Genomic DNA, 19,590 nt, shown 5'->3' on the forward strand with positions numbered 1-19,590 from the left:
ATGCACTTAGATGTTATTAAAGTTACAGACAAAGATGTAGTTAAACCCATAGGGGAAATACATGTTGTTTACTTTTCATCAAAGTCAAATAACACTCATAGATTTATTCAAAAGCTTAACTTTTTAAATTCAAGAATTCCTTACGAATTAGAAGAAAAAATAAGTGTGAATAGTGATTATGTTTTAATCACCCCAACTTATAGTGGGGGTGATGATGCTGCAAGTGGTGCAGTACCCAAACAAGTCATTCAATTTTTAAATGACCCTGATAACAGAAAATATTGTAGAGGAGTTATTGCATCAGGGAATACAAATTTTGGTGATTCTTTTGCAATTGCTGGACCAATATTATCTAAAAAATTACAAGTTCCTTTATTATTTCAGTTTGAATTATTAGGTACTTTTGATGAAATTAAACAAATACAAGAAATACTAGAAAGATTTTGAGGAAAATAAAAATGGAAGAAAAAAAAATAAACACGTTAACAGGTACAAGCGAATCAGATGAATACATTTCTTTAAATGCTAGAACAAGATTAATGGATACAACAGTTGATAATTATGCTTTTGATATAGACGCTGCAAAATCTTATTTAAAACATCATGTTGAGCCAAGACTAATGAAATTTAGTTCAGTAAAAGAAAGAATTGAATATTTGATTAAAAACGATTACTATGATGCTGAAATAATAAATAAGTACACAATTGAACAAATTGAAGAGTTAACAGATCAAGCATATGGATATAAAAGAGAATATACAAGTTTTATGGGTGCTTTGAAGTTTTATAATTCTTATGCTCTAAAAACTTTTGATGGAAATCAATATTTAGAAAATATTGAAGATAGATCTTTAATGAATGCTTTATTTTTAGCAAATGGTAATTTTGCATTAGCTAAAAAAACTTTAAAACAATTAGTTTTAGGGCGTTTTCAACCAGCTACACCTACATATTTAAATGCTGGTAAAAAACAAAGAGGAGAATATGTTTCATGTTATTTATTAAGAGTAGAAGATAATATGGAATCAATTTGTAGAGCAGTAACAACTTCTTTACAATTATCAAAAAGAGGCGGGGGTGTTGCTTTGTGTCTAACAAATGTTAGAGAATTAGGAGCACCAATTAAAAAAATCGAAAACCAAGCAACAGGTGTTGTGCCAATTATGAAAATTTTAGAAGATTCATTTTCATACGCTAATCAATTAGGTCAAAGACAAGGTGCAGGAGCTGTTTACATTAATGCTCATCACCCTGATGTATTAACTTTTTTAGATACTAAAAGAGAAAATGCTGATGAAAAAATTAGGATTAAATCACTATCTTTAGGTTTAGTAATTCCTGACATAACTTTTGAGCTTGCTCAAAAAAATGAAGAAATGGCATTATTTAGTCCTTATGATGTTGAAAAAGTTTATGGTAAAGCATTTTCAGATATTTCAGTTACTAAAGAATATAACAATATGCTAAAAAATGACAATATTAAAAAAACTTTTATTAGCGCAAGAAAATTATTTTTAACTATTGCTGAATTACATTTTGAAAGTGGTTATCCTTACATACTATTTGACGACACTGTAAATAATAATAACGCACATGCTGCAATTGGAAGAATTGTTATGAGTAACTTATGTAGTGAAATAGCACAAGTAAGCACACCATCAACATATAATGATGATCTATCATATGTTTCAAAAGGAGACGACATTTGTTGTAATTTAGGTAGTTTAAATATAGCAAAAGTTATGGAAGCTGGAGAAGATTTTGGTGAAGTTATTAATAGCTCTGTTAAAGCATTAGATCTTGTTTCAAGAACGAGTGATTTATCAAGTGCACCATCAGTTGAACAAGGTAACAAAAAAAATCATGCTGTTGGTTTAGGGGCAATGAATCTTCATGGATTTTTAGCAACAAATTTTGTTTGATACAATTCACCAGAAGCTGTTGATTTTACAAATATGTTCTTTTATGCAATGGCTTATCATGCTTTTAAAACTTCTCATGAGTTAGCATTAGAATTTGGGACATTTGTTGATTTTGAAAAAACTACATTTGCAACTGGTGCATATTTTGATAAATATACAAAATGTGCAAATGATAAGTGAACACCAGAGACTGAAAAAGTTAAAGAACTGTTTGCACAATATAATGTAAAAATCCCTACTCAACAAGATTGAAAACAATTAGTTGAGTTAATTAAAAAGGATGGAATGGCTAATTCACATTTAATGGCTGTTGCTCCCACTGGATCAATTAGTTACTTATCATCATGTACTCCAAGTTTACAACCGATTGTTTCTGCTGTTGAAGTTAGAAAAGAAGGAAAACTAGGAAGAGTTTATGTGCCTGCTTACAAAATTAATCAAGAAAATATGTCATATTATGCAATTGGTGCATATGAAATGGGTCCTTACCCAATTATTGATATTGTAGCTGCTGCACAACAACATGTTGATCAAGCTATATCATTAACATTATTTATGACTGATCAGGTTACAACACGTGATTTAAATAAGGCTTATATTTATGCGTTTAAGAAAAAATGTGCTTCAATTTACTATATTCGTATCAGACAAGATGTTTTAGATTATACCGAAAATTATGAATGTGATTCATGTACAATATAACTAAAAGATAGGAAACGAAAAAATGAAAAATCAAGATAGAATTTTATTAGCAAAAATATCTTTTGTATTTATGATAATAACTACAATATTAATAGGATGACTTATAATTCCATTGTTTTGAATGATACCAATGACTGTAGTTAACAATAGAATTATTAAGCAATTAGAAAAAGGCGAAGAAAAATCATTTATAGTATTTTCAATTTGTACTTTAATATTTGCAAATGTTATCTCTGGAATATTGCTTTTACTAGCAGAAGTTTTAAATGACGAAAATGAAGTTAAGGAAAAAGAATCAGTCAAAGATAAACAATAGAAATAATAAAGTCACATGATTGACATTTTTAACAAAAAAATGTTATATTAATATAGTGACTATTTTTTATGCCCATGTAGCTCAGTAGGATAGAGCACGCGCCTTCTAAGCGTGAGGTCGGAAGTTCGAGCCTTCTCGTGGGTACCACTAGAAATTACTCAAATCATGCAGTGCATGATTTTTTATTAAAGAGGTGCCAAATGAGTTATTATAACGAAATTATTGCTGAGATAGAAAAACTTATTCAAGAAAAAAAAGAATCTGAAGCACTATTAAAAATCAATGTAGAACTTTCTATGCCATATATCCCAAATGATATAGAAATTCAATTAATTAATTTAAAAAAAGAAGTCCATTCTGCAATTAATTTAAAAACAGAAAAAAGTCAAAGTATTGATCCTAAATACTTGTTTGAATTGTTGAGTTCTTCAGATAAAGAGCAACAAATTATTGCAACCAATTTCTTATCTAAAATAAATTTAAGAGAATACTTAAAAGAAATTAAAGAAATATTAAATTTAACTGAATTAGAAAATCCAATAAAAACTTTAATTATCTACAATTTAAAACTTCAAGAACTAAATCAAGATTTTGAATTTATATTTAATCAAGAAAAAATTATTATAAACCCAAGTAAAGTTGAGTTTGAAAAAGACTTCGAGTTTATTAATGAAATAGATAAATTAATTTATGATTCAGTTGAAAATGAAAATCCAGGTATAGCACATGATGCTAAATTTTTAAATATAAACTATTACTTAAATAATTTTCCAATTTTTAAACGTGAAAACGCTAATGAAAAAGCTGCAGCTTTAATCTTATTGTCTATTGAGATGCTTGAAGGCGCAAAACAAATTAGCTATGTTAAAAAATGGTTTAATTATAATGAAGAAGTATGCCAAGAAATTTTAATGGAGTTGAAGAGAAATGTCTAAATTTATTTTTGATAAAAATAATTATGAAGTTTTTGATGATTATAATGATGTAATGATTCAGGTCTTTGGAATTGGATGTTCATTGTGTTATGATGATGCAATATTTCAAGTACTTAAAAATCATCCAATTGCTTTTGGAAAACTTTTAAAAGAACAAAACAAAGATTTAAATGAACAAGAAACAGAAAAATTATTTAATCAACAAATTAAAGAGTGACAAGCGTTTGAAGACAAAAATTTTGAATTTCAAAAACCAACATTTATTTGTGAAACTTGTTGAAATGAAATGATCTAGAAAGGGTTACTATGAAATTTATTGATACAGCCAAATTTAAAATAAAAGCAGGAGATGGTGGTAATGGCGCTGTCAGTTTTCGTCATGAACTTTATGTCGCTAATGGTGGCCCTAATGGTGGAGATGGTGGAAACGGTGGTTCTGTTTTATTTTTAGCTGATGGTGGTAAACACTCATTACTTGACCTAAAATTGCAAAAAATGATTGTTGCAAAAGATGGTGAAAAGGGTGATATCAAAAATATGCATGGTGCGCAAGGTAAAGACACTATTATTAGAGTTCCAATTGGGACACTTTTAATTAATGAAAAAACAGGTGAAATATTAGCTGATTTAGACGAAGAAAAAAAACAAGTTCTTGTTGCCAAGGGGGGTAAAGGTGGAAAAGGAAATGCAAGATTTGCAAATTCTAGAAACAAAGCCCCAACAATATTTGAAGCTGGAGAACCAGGAGAACATTTCTATATAAAAGCAGAACTTAAAGTTTTAGCTGATGTTGGTTTTGTTGGATTGCCAAATGCTGGTAAATCAACAATGCTAAGAGCAATATCAAATTCTAAACCAGAAGTAGCTGATTATGCTTTTACAACATTAAATCCGCAATTAGGTGTAGCTAAAGCTGTAAATGGTGAATCATTTATAGTAGCTGATCTTCCAGGTTTAATTGATGGTGCTAGTCTTGGGAAAGGACTTGGTCATCAATTCTTAAAACATATTGAAAGATGTAGGGTTATTTGTCACATAATTGATATGAGCGGAAATTATGGCCAAGAAGACATAATCAAAAATTATGAATTAATTAGAAATGAACTAAAACAATATAATTATAAATTAGATAAAAGGCCAGAAATTATTGTTCTTAATAAAATGGATACTGACGAAGCAAAAATTAATGCTAAGGATAACTCAATAAAAGAATTTTTCAAAGATAAAAAAGTAGTTTTCACAGCAGGTATTAAAAAAGAAAATACCCAAGAGTTACTAATAATGATTGCAGAAGAATTAAAAACAGCAAAATACATTCCATTATGAGAAGTGGAAAAGGATATATATGACGGTGTTAAGGTTTATAAACTTGAAGAAGATCCAGAAGATATCGAAATCGTTAATAAAGGCAATGGAAGATGAGAAGTTAAAGGTGATACTATATATAAGATATTTCAAAAATTCCCAATATCAACTGATGACAACTTGTTGCTATTTAATGAAAAGTTAAAAAAAACAGGTGTTTACAATATGTTACGTGAGCGTGGAGTTCAAGGAAAAGATATTGTTAAAGTATTTGACTATGAACTTGAATGAATGGATTAAAAGTAGTATTATAAATTACAAAGGAAAAAAGTGTGTATGAGTTTAAATAAATATTTAGATTACTTAGTTGAATGAATTCAACAAGAAGTTAAAAAAGCAAAACTGGACGGTGTTGTTGTTGGAATTAGCGGTGGAATTGATTCTGCAGTTGTTGCATGTTTGGCTAAAAAAGCATTTCCAAATAACTATCAAACAGTTTGAATGCCAATAGAGTCAAGTGATGAAGATTTTAAATGTAAACAAGAGTTAATAGAACAATGTGATTTAAAATCAATTGATGTTGATTTAAAACCAACTTATTTCACCTTTTGTGGTGCAATTGATGCTTCAAATACCCTAAATCATAAATTAGCTAAAGCAAATGCAAAAGCAAGATTAAGAATGACAACATTGTATACAGTAGCTCAAACTAATAACTATTTAGTTTTAGGAACTGATAATAAAGATGAATGACATATTGGATATTTTACTAAGTTTGGTGATGGTGGGGTTGATATGGTTCCATTAGTACACTTACTAAAAAGAGAAGTTAGAGAAGCAGCTAAAATATTGAACGTTCCTGATTCAATTATTAAAAGACCCCCAACAGCAAGTTTGTGAGAAGGTCAAACTGACGAAAGTGAGCTTGGTTTTTCATATGATATATTAGATGATTATTTAATTGGATTAGAAGTTAATCCAGAAGTAAAAACAAAGATTGATCATTTACACAAAATAAGTGATCATAAAAGAAAAGGTGCTGTTGCTCCTTTGGAATTTAAAAGGTAAAGTTAACAATTTGAGTTTGCAAAACTTAGGTTGTTTTTTTATTTTATTTATTTATAATAAATGATATGTAGTTAACATTATTTGTATAAACCAACATAAAGGGTTGGTGTTTCTACGGTTAAACCTATTTAACCTCTATAAGTACTGTTATAACTTATTAAGATCTATTAAATCTTCAAATTTTGTTAATTACTAAAAGTTATAAATTTGTACTAAAAATTAACTTAATTTTTGAAATTAAAGATTTTTTTTAATTAATCTATAACTTTATAAAAACAAAAAGGAGAGAATAATGAATAATTCATTAGACCAAGAAATAGAATTTGAAGTAAAATCGAAAGCTCAAAAAGAAGAAACAAAAATTTCTAATAATCCTATTGCCAGATTTTTTAAGTTTAATGATCTTCAAACCACTTTTAAAAAAGAAATTATTGGTGGTGTTAGTACATTTTTAGCAATGGTTTATATTTTATCAGTTGAACCAAACATTTTAAAAAGTTCACCTTCAATAATAGAAGGTAAATCTAATATGAATTTTGATGGTATATTTTTAGCAACAGCTTTAGTAGTTTTTTTAGCCACTATGACTCAAGCACTATGATCAAGAGCCCCAATAGCTTTAGCGCCAAGCATGGGACTAAATGCAATGTTTACATACAATGTTGCAGGAGCTGGTTTAGGATTTGAAGGAGCTATGCTATGTGTTATGTTATCATCTGCATTTTTTACTTTAATTGCAATCACACCTGTTAGAAGAATAATAGTGGGGTGTATGCCAGAATCACTTAAATTAATAATTGGTGTTGGTGTTGGATTCTTTATTGCTTATGTTGGTTTTAACAGTATGGGGTTTTTTAAAGTTGAAGGCGGATTACCAGTAGCTGAGATGGGCCATATATTAACTTATTATCCAGCTATGATTATAGGATTAATTGTTTTAATTGGATCAATTATTTTATATAAAAAAGGTAATATAGCTCCAATTGCCATAATGATGTTGTGTGGGTTAGTTTTATCTGTTATATTAGGCTCAACTTTAAAAAGTGAAGCTTTTGAAAAATCGTTTGGTTCTGCTAATATTAAAAATTTAAAATGAGATTTCATTGCCTTATTCAATGGTTTTGGGTCAAATATCAAAAATGCATATAACCAAATGGGAAATAATGAAATTTGAAGTAATCCAACATTTTACTTATCTATAGTTATATTAGCTATGTTAAACTTTTTTGATGCAACAGCTACTATTACAACAATTGCAAAACAAGTAGAAGTAATTAATAACAAAGAATATAAAATCCCTAATTCTGCTCTTATTTTAGATGCAGCTTCAGGAGTTGTTGGTGGAGGAATTGGGACTTCACATGTAGCATCTTTTATTGAAAGTGCTGTTGGTGTTTCACAAGGAGCTAAATCAGGTTTTGCTAATATAATTACAGCATTACTGTTTTTAATAGCTATTCCTCTTTATCCAATTTTTAAAATGGTGCCATCATGTGTAACTGGGGCTGCAGCAGCATTTATAGGTGTATTGATGATTAATTCAATTAGAGAAATTGAATGAGAAAAACCCGAGTTTGCGCTTGCAGGTGTATTTGGAATATTATTTATGATAACAACATTTAATATTGCAAATGGAGTTGCTTTTGCTTTTATATTCTATACTGTTGGATTGATATCAACAGGTAGAACTAAAGAAGTTTCTATAACTGTTTGAGTTCTTGACGTTGCTTTTATAATTTATTTTATAGGTCTTGCCTTTATACAAATAAATTAATGACAAATAGTAAATAAAAAGCAATTATAAAAAGGCTTTTTTATTGCTGAGTGAACTTGCTTAACCACGAGCATTCTTGAAATACAAGTTCTTCACTTAAATCTTAAGCTTTAGAGTGTTCGCATATAGCATTCTCAATATTAATAAATAAAAATTTTGTGATCTTTATCCAAGTATCCTTTTTAGCTCGATATGTTTATAATTCCTTCAAAAATTAAATTTTTATTTACATTGTATTTATTTTGAATTAATAAATCAGCATATCCACCAGTTAAAATAACATCTTTAATATTGTGTTCCTTTTTAATTTCTTCAATTAAACCTTTAATCATATATCAATGACCATTAACAACTCCTTTATTTATAGCTTGTTTAGTTCACAAATTTTTAGTATTAGTTTCTCATTTTACTTCTTGATAGAAGTTGAATTCTAAAGCATCAGCACTATCAATTAAACCTTTAAAACTAGATTCAATGCCTGGGGAAATGATAGCTCCAATCATTTTAGAGTCTTTAATTATCATAAAAGTGGTAGCCGTTCCCAAACTTACAATAATTCCATTAGAGGTTTTTCATCCGTAAAAATTAGCAATAAAATCTTGTCCTAATTGATCTATTGGATAGACAAAATCATTTTGATTGATTTTTTTAAAATCAAAAATAGAATAAGCTTTGTTTTCTTTTTGCTTTATTTTTTCTTCTATTTTTTTTACAACTGAAGAATAAACTAATTGATCATAGTGAGATTCAAAAACAACTTTAGTTTCATCTTGTAAAACATTTTTAGTCATAAATATTGTTTCTTTAATAAAAGAATTATTTTGGCTATCATATCATTTACAATGTGTTGTGGTATTTCCAACATCAATTAAAAGTTTAATCATAAATACCTCACTTCATTAATATAATTATAATAATTTTTTCTACCTTATTAGCATAGAATTTAAAAAAATTTCTACAAAAGTATTATAATATTAAAAGAATTAAAAAAAATTAAATGATGGAGAAATTATGGGTAAAAAATTAAAAGGAATTGGGGCAAGCGAAGGCATAGCTGTTGCTAAAGCACTTGTTTTAAATGAAGAAGAAATTAAAATATCAAAAACTAAAATTAATGATATTACAAGTGAAATAAATAAATTAGAAAAAGCTATTTTAGCATCAGTTGATGATTTAGAAAAATTAAGAGTTTCAACACTTGATAAATTAGGAGAAGAAAAAGCAGCTATTTTTGATGCTCATAAACAAATAGCTGCTGACCCTGCTATGAAAGATGAAATGGTAAGTTTAATTACAAATGATAAAGTATCTGCTGACTTTGCTGCTGATAAAATCACTAATAATTATTATGAAATGTTTGCTTCAATGGATGATGAGTACTTCAAAGAAAGAAGTGCTGACATCAAAGATGTTGCCAATAGAATTATTAAACATATTTTAAATATTAAAATAGTTGATTTATCAACAATCAGTGATGAAGTAATTATTGTTGCAGAAGATTTAACACCTTCTCAAACTGCACAATTGAATAAAAAATTTGTTAAAGGTTTTGCAACCAATATTGGAGGAAGAACTTCTCATGCTGCAATTATGGCTAGAAGCTTAGAAATACCTGCAGTTTTAGGATTAAAAACTATTACAAATGATGTTAAAACTAATGAACTAATATCATTAGATGGTAAATCAGGGATTGTTGAAATAGAGTTAACTGATGAAGATATCAAAAATTATCAAACAGCTTCTGATAACTTTATTAAAGAAAAAGCTGAATTATTAAAGTTTAAAAATGAAGCTTCAAAAACTAAAGATGGAATTAAAAAACTAATTGAAGCAAATATTGGTTCTCCTATTGATGTTAATTCTGTTATTGAAAATGGTGGAGAAGGAATAGGATTATTTAGATCTGAATTTTTATACATGGATAATGATCATTTCCCAACAGAAGATGAACAATATGAATCATATAAAAAAGTTGTTGATGCTATGGAAGGAAAAATTGTAGTTATTCGAACATTGGATATTGGTGGTGATAAAAAATTATCATACTTTGAATTCCCTCATGAAATAAACCCATTTTTAGGGTATAGAGCGATTAGATTTACTTTAGACAGAAAAGACATTTTTAAAGATCAATTAAGAGCTTTATTAAGAGCTAGTGCACATGGTGAATTAGGTATTATGTTCCCAATGATAGCAACTGTTGATGAATTTTTAAGAGCAAAAGCGGTTGTTGAAGAGTGTAAGCTTGAATTAAAATCTGAGGGTATTAAATATGATGAAAATGTTCTAGTAGGAATGATGGTAGAAATACCAGCAGCTGCAGTTAATGCAGATAAATTTAGTAAACATGCTGATTTCTTTTCTATAGGAACTAATGACTTAATTCAATACTCAATGGCAGCTGACCGTATGAGCGAAAATGTTTCATACTTATATCAACCTTTGAACCCGGCGATCTTAAAACTAATATCATTAACTATTGAAGGTGCTCATAAAAATAATAAGTGAGTAGGTATGTGTGGAGAAATGGCTGGGGATATTCAAGCATTGCCAATTTTAGTGGGTTTAGGATTAGATGCATTTTCAATGAGTGCAAGTTCAATTTTACAAGCAAGATGTTTAATGAGCAAAATTACAATGAAAGAAGCTAAAGAACTATCAATTAAAGCTTTAGAGTGTCAAGACACTGATGAAGTTATTAAATTGGTTGATAACTTTATCGAAGGTATATAACAATGATTTTTTTAACTGAAAACATAGATAACATAAAAGCGACTGCAGCAATATTTGGGTATATAGGTTCAGTATTGGCGTCTGTTTTTTTAATACCACAAGTATATAAAGTTATTAAAACAAAAAGCATAAAAGATGTTTCAATGGTCATGACATTAATTATTTTGTTTGGTACTTTAATATGACTTACTTATGGAATTTTATCAGGGATTTCAAGCGGGTGATTATTAGCTTTACCAGTTATAATTTCAAATGCGGCTCAATTAATTTGTTCTTTGATACTAATTATATTAAAACTAATATATATGGGGTATATGGGGAAAATTAATTTAGTTAAAAACAACAAAGGAGAAAAATAAAATGAAAAATTTTGGGAAAAGATTATATTTAAACATAGCTTTGTGTTCTAACATTTTAATTTTTATAGTTTTATCTATTGTAGCTTTTTTTAGTGTAGGTTTTAGTGATGGGGTTGCTTTGGGTAAAGGTCATTCAACTATTTCAACACCATTTTTTTGACTAGGCATAATTGGAATAACTCTAGTTGTTGTAGCTATTGTTTTTCCGTTTATAAAAATTTTTAATAAAAAACTATCAACAAAAAGAATTTTAGATATCGTTAATTTTGCATTATTATCAATAGCAGTTGCTTTAATGTTAGCATCTCAAATAACTTTCACTGCTAAAATAGACAAACCTGACTATTTTAAATTAATAGGATCTTGTTTATTGATATTTATTGGTTATTCAGTAACTGTGCAACCACAAATGAAACTAATTTTTATTAGATCTAAATCTTCTAAAGAAGAAAAACCAAAACAAGTTGAAGAAGATGTTGAAAACAAAAAATTCATAGAGGAATAACATTATAAAAAATGAGGAGTCATTTTTCATTGTTTAATGAATTTAATAATGAAAAACAAAGCTTAGTCAGAAAATATCTTCTTATCAAAAACATATTAAAAACTAACTAAAAAATATTTTGTTATTCAGTTTTAGTGAGTTACTTGCTAAATTAAGCAAGTAAAATTGCACTTTTAATAGATGTAATTGTTAATGAAGAATTAGCAAAGGCTTCAAACTTTGCTAAAGCAACAAAAGTTATATTTAAAAAAGTTTTTGAAGGCACAACAATTGACCATTTGAACAAACATAAATTTTTACAATATTTAAAAAATAAAAGTAAAATTTTAACAAGCTTTGCTTTTAAAAAAAGAATTGACATTTCATACAACAAAGAATTAATTAAAATCTTTGGAAATGAAATACAATCTCATATTTTTGATGAATTAATTTAATTAGTAATTATGGTGATGTACTTGAATATAGATTAAGTTATTACAATCTAAAATATTTTAATTGAGAATTTTATATAATGAAGAAAAATAGAGGTTAGTTAAATTATGAAAAATATATTGTCAATTGGAGAAGTTTTAATGGATGTATATTATGAAGAACAAATAAGTGAAATTGTTGGTGGTGCATCTTTTAATGTTTCTTGCTCTATTGGCGCTATTAAAAATAATAATAGTTATTTTGTTGGTGCGTTAGGAAATGATAAGTATAAAAATGAAATACAAAAATTTTTTAAAAAGTATAACGTAAAAGATAAGTTAGTACAGAATTCCAATGTTCCAACAACAATTGCTCAAGTTACTTTAGATGAAAATAAAGAAAGATATTTTAAGTTTATTAGAAATAGTGATGCAGAATACAAATTAAACACAGACGAAATTGAAAAGGTTTTAAATGTTGATTTTATTCACTTTGGGAGTGCAACAGCATTTTTAGGAGGCAATTTAAAAAAATCATACGAAAAACTTTTTAAATATGCTATTAATAATAAAATTAAGTTTTCTTTTGATCCAAACTTTAGAGATAAATTATGAATAACAGATAAAGAAATTAAAGAGTTTGTAGAATGTTGCAAACCGTTTATTGAAACTGCACATTTAATTAAATTATCTGATGATGAATTAAGATTACTAACAGATATCGACAATCAGATTGAAGCTGTTAGTTCAATAGCGAGTAAAAATCCAAAAGCTTTAATTGCTGTTTCAAGGGGTAGTGATGACACCTTATTTGTTTGAAAAAATGTTATTAGTTATGTTCCTGTTGCATCTTCTAAAAAATTAAGAGATACAACTGGAGCTGGTGATTCATTTATTTCAAAGTTAATTGATGAATATGTTACAAATAAAATAAATGATCAAACAAGCATTGATGAGATAGCTACAATAGTTCATAATGCTAATTTATTTGCAAGTAAAAGTGTTGAGCATTTAGGTGCTTTAACATTTTTAGATTTCATATAATAACAAAAGAAAGAGGGATGTTATGATTAAAATGATAATAGTAGATATCGATGGAACTATTTTGCATAAAAATAAAATTCATTCAAGAACTATTGAAGCTGTGAAATATGCAAAGTCTTTAAATATTCCTTTTGTAATAGCTACAGGTAGAAACATAACTACTATAAAACCAATTGCTGAAAAATTAGGTGTTTTTAATGAAGGACATTATTTTATTGGTCAAAATGGTGGTCAAGTTTTTAAATATTTAAAAAATGGTGAGTTTTGCATTGAGTACACTGATGTTTTAGATAATGAAGTAGCAAAAATTATATTTAAAAAAGCAAAAGCGAACAAAATTAAAGTTTTTGCATATTCTGAGTATGAAAAACATGCTTATTGTACAAATAAAATGGCTGCTTTCACAACATTCATGAAATTTAAATCTAAACGTCAAAAACTTTTAAGCATCAGACAAATTGATCAAAACTCAGCTATTTCTAAATGCGTATGCTTTGGTAATTCTAAAAATATGAAAAATTTTAGAAGTTCAATTGATGAACTTAATTTATCTATTTTTGATTTTAGTTATGTATCAAATGCTCATGCTAATATTGAAATTAACCCACCTGGTATTAATAAAGCTAAAGGTATAAAATATATTTGTGATGATATGAAAATTGATCCAAAAGATGTAATATACTTTGGTGATGGTGATAATGATATTGCTGCTTTAGAATTTGTTGGTCATGGTGTTGCTATGATAAATGCAAAAACAAAAGTAAAAAGTCATGCTAAATACATTACAGATCTACCAGTTCAAGAAGGTGGAGTTGGAGAATATCTTTTTAAAAATATTTTTAAAAAATAAAACATTTTATTGATTTTTTTTTATTTTATATTGTAAAATTTATTTACATTAAAAAAGGAGTAAGAAATGTACCTAGATATTAGAAATCAATTTTCTTTAAATTCTAATCAATACATTACAGTTGAATGATTGGATGTGGTTTTTTTTCATGCTCAAATTTTAGAAACTAACTTGCAAACACAGAGTCTCTCCCTTAAGTAGAAGTCAGCATTAAAAAATAAGACTTCTTTTTTGTCATGCATGCATGATGTTATTTTGTTGAGTATTAATTTACTTAAAACCAAAAACAAACAGGAGAACAAAAATGGAAAAAAATATTTTAGAGTTACGTAACGTAACCAAAGAATATGATGGTAAAGTAGTTCTAAAAGGAATAGATTTAAACATAAAAGAGGGTGAATTTATTACTTTACTAGGACCATCAGGTTGTGGTAAGACCACAACTTTAAGAATTATTGCAGGATTTGAAAAAGCTAACGCTGGACAAATAATGTATGAAGGGAAAGACTTAACACCTATTCCTATAAACAAAAGACAATTTAATACTATATTTCAATCATATGCATTATTTCCTCACTTAAATGTGTTTGATAATGTAGCTTTTGGATTGAGAACTAAAAAAGTAAAAAGAGCTATTCTAGAAAAAGAAGTTTTAAAACAATTAGAACAAGTTGGTTTAAAAGGTTTTGAAGAAAGAAGAGTTCAAGATCTTTCTGGTGGTCAAAAACAACGTGTTGCTATTGCACGAGCTTTAGTCATGAAACCTAGAGTGTTGCTATTAGATGAACCTTTAGCAGCATTAGATGTTCAATTAAGACAACAAATGCGTGAAGAATTAAAAAGATTACAAGAAGAAATTGGAATTACTTTTATTATGGTTTCTCACGACCAAGAAGAAGCTTTAAGTATTTCTGATAGAGTAGTTGTAATTAATAATGGTGTCATTCAACAAATTGGAACACCAGAAGACATTTATAATGAACCAGAAAGTTTGTGAGTAGCAAAATTTGTAGGTCAGTCAAATTTAATTGAAGATGGTGAATTTGTTGAAGATCATAAAGTTAAAATTGATAATAAACAATTTTATTGTGATGATACAAACTTTGGAGAAAATGAAACTGGTGTTGATATTGTTATAAGACCAGAAGATATAGAAATCAAAAAAGGCGGGACTGGATTTTTTAAAGGCAAAGTTGTAAGAACAACTTTTAAAGGTGTTTTCTGAGAAGTTTTAGTTGAAACAAAAAGTGGCAGAGAGTGAAAAATTCAAACTACACAAACTTTTGAAATGGACGATATTGTTTCATTAAAATGAAACGATCAATCAATTCACGTTATGTGAAAAGAGATTTAATCATGAATAAAGCAAAACAAAAAAATAACAAAAAAGAATTAACATGATTAAATTCTTCTATTCAAGTAAACTACAAAACTGAAATCAAACCTATCGCCAATTTTAAAAAAGACAAAATTAAGCCGTTAACTAAAAAAGAAAAACAAGACTTGGATAGTAAATTCAAAGAGGAAAAAAGATTATTAAAACTTCAGCAAAAAGCAAAAGAATCTTTTGATAAAGATGAACTTGAAGAAGAAATAGACCTTCAAATTGCAGAAGCTAAAAAACAAAGTATTAAAGATAGAGTTCAAAAATATGGTGGGATGTTAAAATCAAAAAGTTTTTTTCATAAAATAGGGAAAAAAACAACACCTATATTATTACCATTTTTTATTGTGATGATATTTTTAGTAATTTTACCAATTGTTGCAATTGTAATTTACTCAGTTATTCAACCAACAAATGATTTATCAATGTTCAAAGTAACGCTACAAAACTATTTGGATTTATTTAGTAATAAAAATATAATGCTTGCATTAGGTGTAACTTTATTTTATGCTTTAATATCATCTTTAATGTGTATTTTAATAGGTTACCCAATTGCTTTAATTATGTCTCAATTACGATCAAAAATGGTTGCAAAAAATGTTTGACTATTGGTAACTCTACCAATGTGAATTTCAATGATTATGAAAGTTTTAGGTTTTAGAAGTTTATTTTTACTTCTAGCACCAAGCATGCTAGGAACTCAAGTTGCAATTATTATTGGTATGACTTATATGTTTTTACCATTTGCTATTCCACCAATATATGATGCTTTGGAATCAAGAATGAAAGATATTGAAGAAGCTGCTCAAGATTTGGGGTGCTCAAAAAACAAAACTTTTTGAGTTATCACTTTAAGATCATCAGTTCCTGGAATAATAACTGCTTTTACTCTTGTTTTATTACAAGCAGCAACATCTCTAATAGTTGTTCAGTATATGGGTGATGGGAAAATAAATTTAATATCAAAAATTATTGAATCATACTTTTTAAAAGGAAGTAACTTTGGGGCTGGTGCAGCCATTAGTGTTGTTTTAGCGGCAATAGTATTAATAATTATGTTAGCTTCTAAATTTATTAGTAATAAATTTGAAAATAAAGGAGGTAAAAAATGAAAAGACTCTTCAAATCAAGTTACTTTGCTTTAATCATACTATTAATATACCTTCCTATAGGTATTATGGTGATATTTTCATTTAACTCAGGAAATACAGTTTCTAGCTGGATGGGATTTAGTACAAAATGATATGAGCAATTTTTTCAAGACTCAACTTTTATTAAATCAATCATAACTTCATTGTTTGTAGCTGTTGTATCAACTGCTATTTCATTAGTTATTGGAGTTAGTGCAGCAATTGGTTTATCAAAAATTGATAAACGAAAAAGAAATAGATGATTAACTATTTCAAATGTGCCTTTAATTAATGCTGACATCATTACAGCTGTTGCTTTAATGGTCGTATTTTTATTGTGTGGTATAAAGTTTGGAATATTCACACTAATTATGGCCCACATTTCATTTAACGTCCCATATGTAATTATTACAGTTATACCACGTTTAAGAAAAATAGACCAAGGAATTATTGAAGCTTCTAATGATTTAGGAGCTAAAAGATCTACTGTAATATTTAAAGTTATATTACCAATTTTAAAACCAGCTATTATTTTAGCCGCGTTCATTGCATTTGCAATGAGTTTTGATGACTTTATAATTTCTTATTTTACAGGTGGAGATCAACAAAATGTATCTGGATTTATTTATGCAGCCAAAAGAATTAAGCCATTTATATTTGCTTTTGGAACATTAACAGTAGCAATTATTGCATTAGCTGTTTTAGTGTATAACGCATTTTTGATTGTTGGAGAAAAACAAGAAGAAACTAGAGCTCAAATTAAAAACGGAACTTATAAACAAAAACAAATTTATAAATTACAATCAAAACTTAATTTAGCAAAATCAAACTTAGAGAATTTATCTATTATTAAAAAGTCTTATAGTATTAAACTATGAGTGCAATATTGAATATTAAGTTTAAAATTGTGAAGAGCAAGTTTAAAAAATTATGATAAAAAAATATCTGTTTTAGAATGAAAAAGATATAAATTACAAACAGAAATTAATAATGAAAAAAAATATAAATCTAAATTATTAAAAAATCAAAAAAAAGAGTTAACTTTGAGAAAACAAAAAGCTTTAGCTAAAGATGTTAAAAAAGCTGCTAAGTATTCTATTGACTTAGAAAAAATCATTGAAGAGATTGAGTTTTTAACAGAAGAGATTGAGTGAATGAAAGCTCGTGATGATAAAGCTGTAATTAAAGCTAAGTCAATAAATGATAAATTGCAAAGCTTAATATCTGATTTTAATCAAGAAGTTGAACCAAGTAAATCAACAATTAAATGATATACAAAAAAAATTAAATATTACAAAGATTGAAAAATTGAAGTTGAAGAAGGTAAAAACAATTACAAGTTAAAATTAGTTGTTGAAAAACTAAAAGAAATTAAAAAGAATAATGAAAATAAAATTTCTAATTTATCTTCAAAAAAAGATTTACTTTGAACCCAAATTTATCGTCACCAACCAATTCTTGTTGGTTATAAAGATTTGAACCAAACAAAAAAACTATCAATAATTGAAAATTATAAAAATAAAATTAAAAAAACAATAGATAAAATTCAATCTAAAATTACACCAATTCAAATGAAGATAGTGAAAAAATCGAATGAATTTTATAACATTGAAACTGAAGATGTTAGATATACAAAAAATTGATTTACAAGAAGTTGAAAAGTTTTATTAGTATCGTTAATTGGTCTAGCATCTTTTTCAGCATTAACTGTAGCATTTATTAAAAACAATATTTATGATTTAACAGTTGGTAACTGAGGGGAATATATCGATCGAACAATTATTAAAGATTTTGAAAAAGAATATAAAGTAAAAGTTAATTATCAAGAATATGATTCAAATGAAACTTTGTATAATAAACTTTACACATTTTCATACGATTTAATGGTGCCAAGTGATTATATGGTTCAAAAACTTGCTGAAGAAAATAAGTTAGAACAATTAGATTACTCTAAGTTAAATGTTTGATCAGAAGCATTTAAATATTTAGATGAAAATGGTGCAAGCAAAATTCATAAAGGTATTAATCAACCACCACTTGATTCACAAACACAAACAAATGAAACATCTAAACCTTTACAAATTGTTAGTTCACTTTTAGATGTTATGGGAAATAGTAGAGTCAATTTAGACTCTGTTGACACTCCAGAGCACAGCTTGAATACAGGGACAATTGCAGATTATGCTTTAAACTACTTTTGAGGTGATTTAACAATAGTAATTAATCCTAATTCAAAAACTCGCGATGACGGAGATAACATTAAATGATTATTTGATAACTATCGTGATGCTGTTGGTATTGTTGATGAAAGTGGAGCATTATCTGCTTTAAAAGTCGATAATGTTTATGATGATACTAAAACATATGGAATTATTAATACTGAATTATCATGAGATATCTTATGAAAAGCAGCTGAAGCTGGTAAAAAAGTTGTTATAAACGAAGACCCTAAAAATATATTTGCTATTGGTGGTCAAAAATTATTCGGTAAAGGTAATTTTAAAAATCAAGACCAAATTGATGATATTGCTGAAGAATTAAAAACTTTAGTTTATAAACCAAATGTTGGACTTGAAGGTGATTCTTTAATTCAAACTGCTGGTGAAGGTAGATTTGATTTTGCTGTTATGTACAATGGAGATGCTGCGAATGCTAATGCTTTATATAATGGTGAGAGCGAACCAGAAGAAGATGAAGATGCAGAAGATGAAGTTGTAGAAGAAACAACTATTGAAGAAATTACTGAAAATGAAAAAGTTTATTTCTTATATGGGAGACCAAATAAATTTAATCAAACAAAAAACTTTAGAGAAACAACTAATATTTATTCAGATAATATGGTTATGTCTAAAAATGCTAAAAATAAAGATTTAGCCTATAAATTTATGAATTTTATAATTGCTAATGCTCAAGAATTGTCAGATTTTACAGCTACTCCAACACCTTATGTAGAAACTTTACAATCTGCCACTGAGCAAGGTGCAACTTTTGAAAAATATAAAAACTTATTTTTACCAATAATTATGAAAGGTCAACAAACAGTTGAAGGAAATCTTGAACCATTTTTCTACAATGGAAAAATAGATGACTATCTAGTTGATAAATATACAAATTTAATTGCTGGTAAACAGTAAATAAAAATAAACCATTTTT

General features: G+C 27.4%; 18 protein-coding genes and 1 tRNA gene. 17 read left to right on the forward strand and 2 right to left on the reverse strand.

The features are described from left to right. The 9 genes from nrdI to MCORR_RS02315 all read left to right on the forward strand — a co-directional run bounded on the left by nrdI (position 1) and on the right by MCORR_RS02315 (position 8,022). Positions 1-456: a class Ib ribonucleoside-diphosphate reductase assembly flavoprotein NrdI gene (gene nrdI / locus MCORR_RS02275; RefSeq protein WP_104207968.1), complete on the forward strand. Its 456-nt coding sequence runs from the start codon at positions 1-3 to the stop codon at positions 454-456. 2 nt (positions 457-458) lie between these two features. Continuing rightward, positions 459-2,624 carry a class 1b ribonucleoside-diphosphate reductase subunit alpha gene (gene nrdE, locus MCORR_RS02280; protein WP_104207969.1) on the forward strand — a complete coding sequence of 722 codons (2,166 nt, stop codon included), beginning with the start codon at positions 459-461 and terminating at the stop codon, positions 2,622-2,624. A gap of 22 nt (positions 2,625-2,646) precedes the next feature. Further along, positions 2,647-2,940, forward strand: coding sequence for a hypothetical protein (locus MCORR_RS02285; protein WP_104207970.1), 294 nt, complete (start codon positions 2,647-2,649; stop codon positions 2,938-2,940). Between the two features lie 70 nt (positions 2,941-3,010). Next, positions 3,011-3,087, forward strand: a tRNA-Arg gene (locus MCORR_RS02290). A 53-nt stretch (positions 3,088-3,140) separates the two neighbouring features. Next, positions 3,141-3,875 (forward strand): hypothetical protein, encoded by a 735-nt coding sequence (locus MCORR_RS02295; RefSeq protein WP_104207971.1) that lies wholly within the window; start codon positions 3,141-3,143, stop codon positions 3,873-3,875. After that, on the forward strand, positions 3,868-4,170 hold the full coding sequence (locus MCORR_RS02300) for a hypothetical protein (RefSeq protein ID WP_104207972.1): 303 nt from the start codon (positions 3,868-3,870) through the stop codon (positions 4,168-4,170). The genes MCORR_RS02295 and MCORR_RS02300 overlap by 8 nt, the downstream gene beginning before the upstream one ends. An 11-nt stretch (positions 4,171-4,181) precedes the next feature. Next, positions 4,182-5,480 (forward strand): GTPase ObgE, encoded by a 1,299-nt coding sequence (gene obgE / locus MCORR_RS02305; RefSeq protein WP_104207973.1) that lies wholly within the window; start codon positions 4,182-4,184, stop codon positions 5,478-5,480. 36 nt (positions 5,481-5,516) lie between these two features. Beyond that, a complete protein-coding gene (gene nadE, locus MCORR_RS02310; RefSeq protein ID WP_104207974.1) occupies positions 5,517-6,248 on the forward strand; it encodes an NAD(+) synthase in 732 nt (243 codons plus the stop codon). A gap of 292 nt (positions 6,249-6,540) precedes the next feature. Continuing rightward, positions 6,541-8,022, forward strand: a complete 1,482-nt coding sequence (locus MCORR_RS02315) for an NCS2 family permease (protein WP_104207975.1) — start codon at positions 6,541-6,543, stop codon at positions 8,020-8,022. A 182-nt stretch (positions 8,023-8,204) separates the two neighbouring features. On the opposite strand, the gene MCORR_RS02320 is transcribed toward MCORR_RS02315, so the two are convergent. After that, positions 8,205-8,906: a type III pantothenate kinase gene (locus MCORR_RS02320; RefSeq protein WP_104207976.1), complete on the reverse strand. Its 702-nt coding sequence runs from the start codon at positions 8,904-8,906 to the stop codon at positions 8,205-8,207. Positions 8,907-9,033: 127 nt separating this feature from the next. Between MCORR_RS02320 and ptsP the strand changes: the two genes are divergently transcribed. From ptsP to MCORR_RS02335, 3 genes are read left to right on the forward strand one after another with little or no spacing between them, the layout of a single operon-like run. Further along, positions 9,034-10,755, forward strand: coding sequence for a phosphoenolpyruvate--protein phosphotransferase (ptsP, locus tag MCORR_RS02325; protein WP_104207977.1), 1,722 nt, complete (start codon positions 9,034-9,036; stop codon positions 10,753-10,755). A 2-nt stretch (positions 10,756-10,757) separates the two neighbouring features. Then, complete coding sequence (locus MCORR_RS02330; protein ID WP_104207978.1) at positions 10,758-11,114, forward strand: SemiSWEET family sugar transporter; 357 nt, start codon at positions 10,758-10,760, stop codon at positions 11,112-11,114. Position 11,115: 1 nt separating this feature from the next. Then, on the forward strand, positions 11,116-11,619 hold the full coding sequence (locus MCORR_RS02335; RefSeq protein ID WP_104207979.1) for a hypothetical protein: 504 nt from the start codon (positions 11,116-11,118) through the stop codon (positions 11,617-11,619). A gap of 151 nt (positions 11,620-11,770) precedes the next feature. Here the strand turns inward: MCORR_RS02335 and MCORR_RS03940 are convergent, their stop codons facing one another. Then, on the reverse strand, positions 11,771-11,905 hold the full coding sequence (locus tag MCORR_RS03940; protein ID WP_281254015.1) for a hypothetical protein: 135 nt from the start codon (positions 11,903-11,905) through the stop codon (positions 11,771-11,773). Between the two features lie 253 nt (positions 11,906-12,158). On the opposite strand from MCORR_RS03940, the gene MCORR_RS02345 reads away from it, so the two are divergent. From MCORR_RS02345 to potCD, 5 genes are all read left to right on the forward strand, one after another. Then, complete coding sequence (locus tag MCORR_RS02345) at positions 12,159-13,073, forward strand: carbohydrate kinase family protein (RefSeq protein ID WP_104207981.1); 915 nt, start codon at positions 12,159-12,161, stop codon at positions 13,071-13,073. Between the two features lie 22 nt (positions 13,074-13,095). Continuing rightward, the gene (locus MCORR_RS02350) at positions 13,096-13,923 is read left to right on the forward strand and encodes an HAD family hydrolase (RefSeq protein WP_104207982.1); all 828 of its coding nucleotides are present in this window, start codon (positions 13,096-13,098) and stop codon (positions 13,921-13,923) included. A gap of 304 nt (positions 13,924-14,227) precedes the next feature. Continuing rightward, positions 14,228-15,277, forward strand: coding sequence for a spermidine/putrescine ABC transporter ATP-binding protein (potA, locus tag MCORR_RS02355; RefSeq protein ID WP_104207983.1), 1,050 nt, complete (start codon positions 14,228-14,230; stop codon positions 15,275-15,277). Positions 15,278-15,279: 2 nt separating this feature from the next. Further along, the gene (gene potB / locus MCORR_RS02360) at positions 15,280-16,452 is read left to right on the forward strand and encodes a spermidine/putrescine ABC transporter permease (RefSeq protein ID WP_245851766.1); all 1,173 of its coding nucleotides are present in this window, start codon (positions 15,280-15,282) and stop codon (positions 16,450-16,452) included. Then, positions 16,416-19,571: a spermidine/putrescine ABC transporter permease/substrate-binding protein gene (gene potCD, locus MCORR_RS02365; protein ID WP_104207984.1), complete on the forward strand. Its 3,156-nt coding sequence runs from the start codon at positions 16,416-16,418 to the stop codon at positions 19,569-19,571. The genes potB and potCD overlap by 37 nt, the downstream gene beginning before the upstream one ends. Positions 19,572-19,590: the final 19 nt, after the last annotated feature.

The organism is Mesoplasma corruscae (genome assembly GCF_002930145.1).
Taxonomy (GTDB): Bacteria; Bacillota_I; Bacilli_A; order Mycoplasmatales; family Mycoplasmataceae; genus Entomoplasma; species Entomoplasma ellychniae.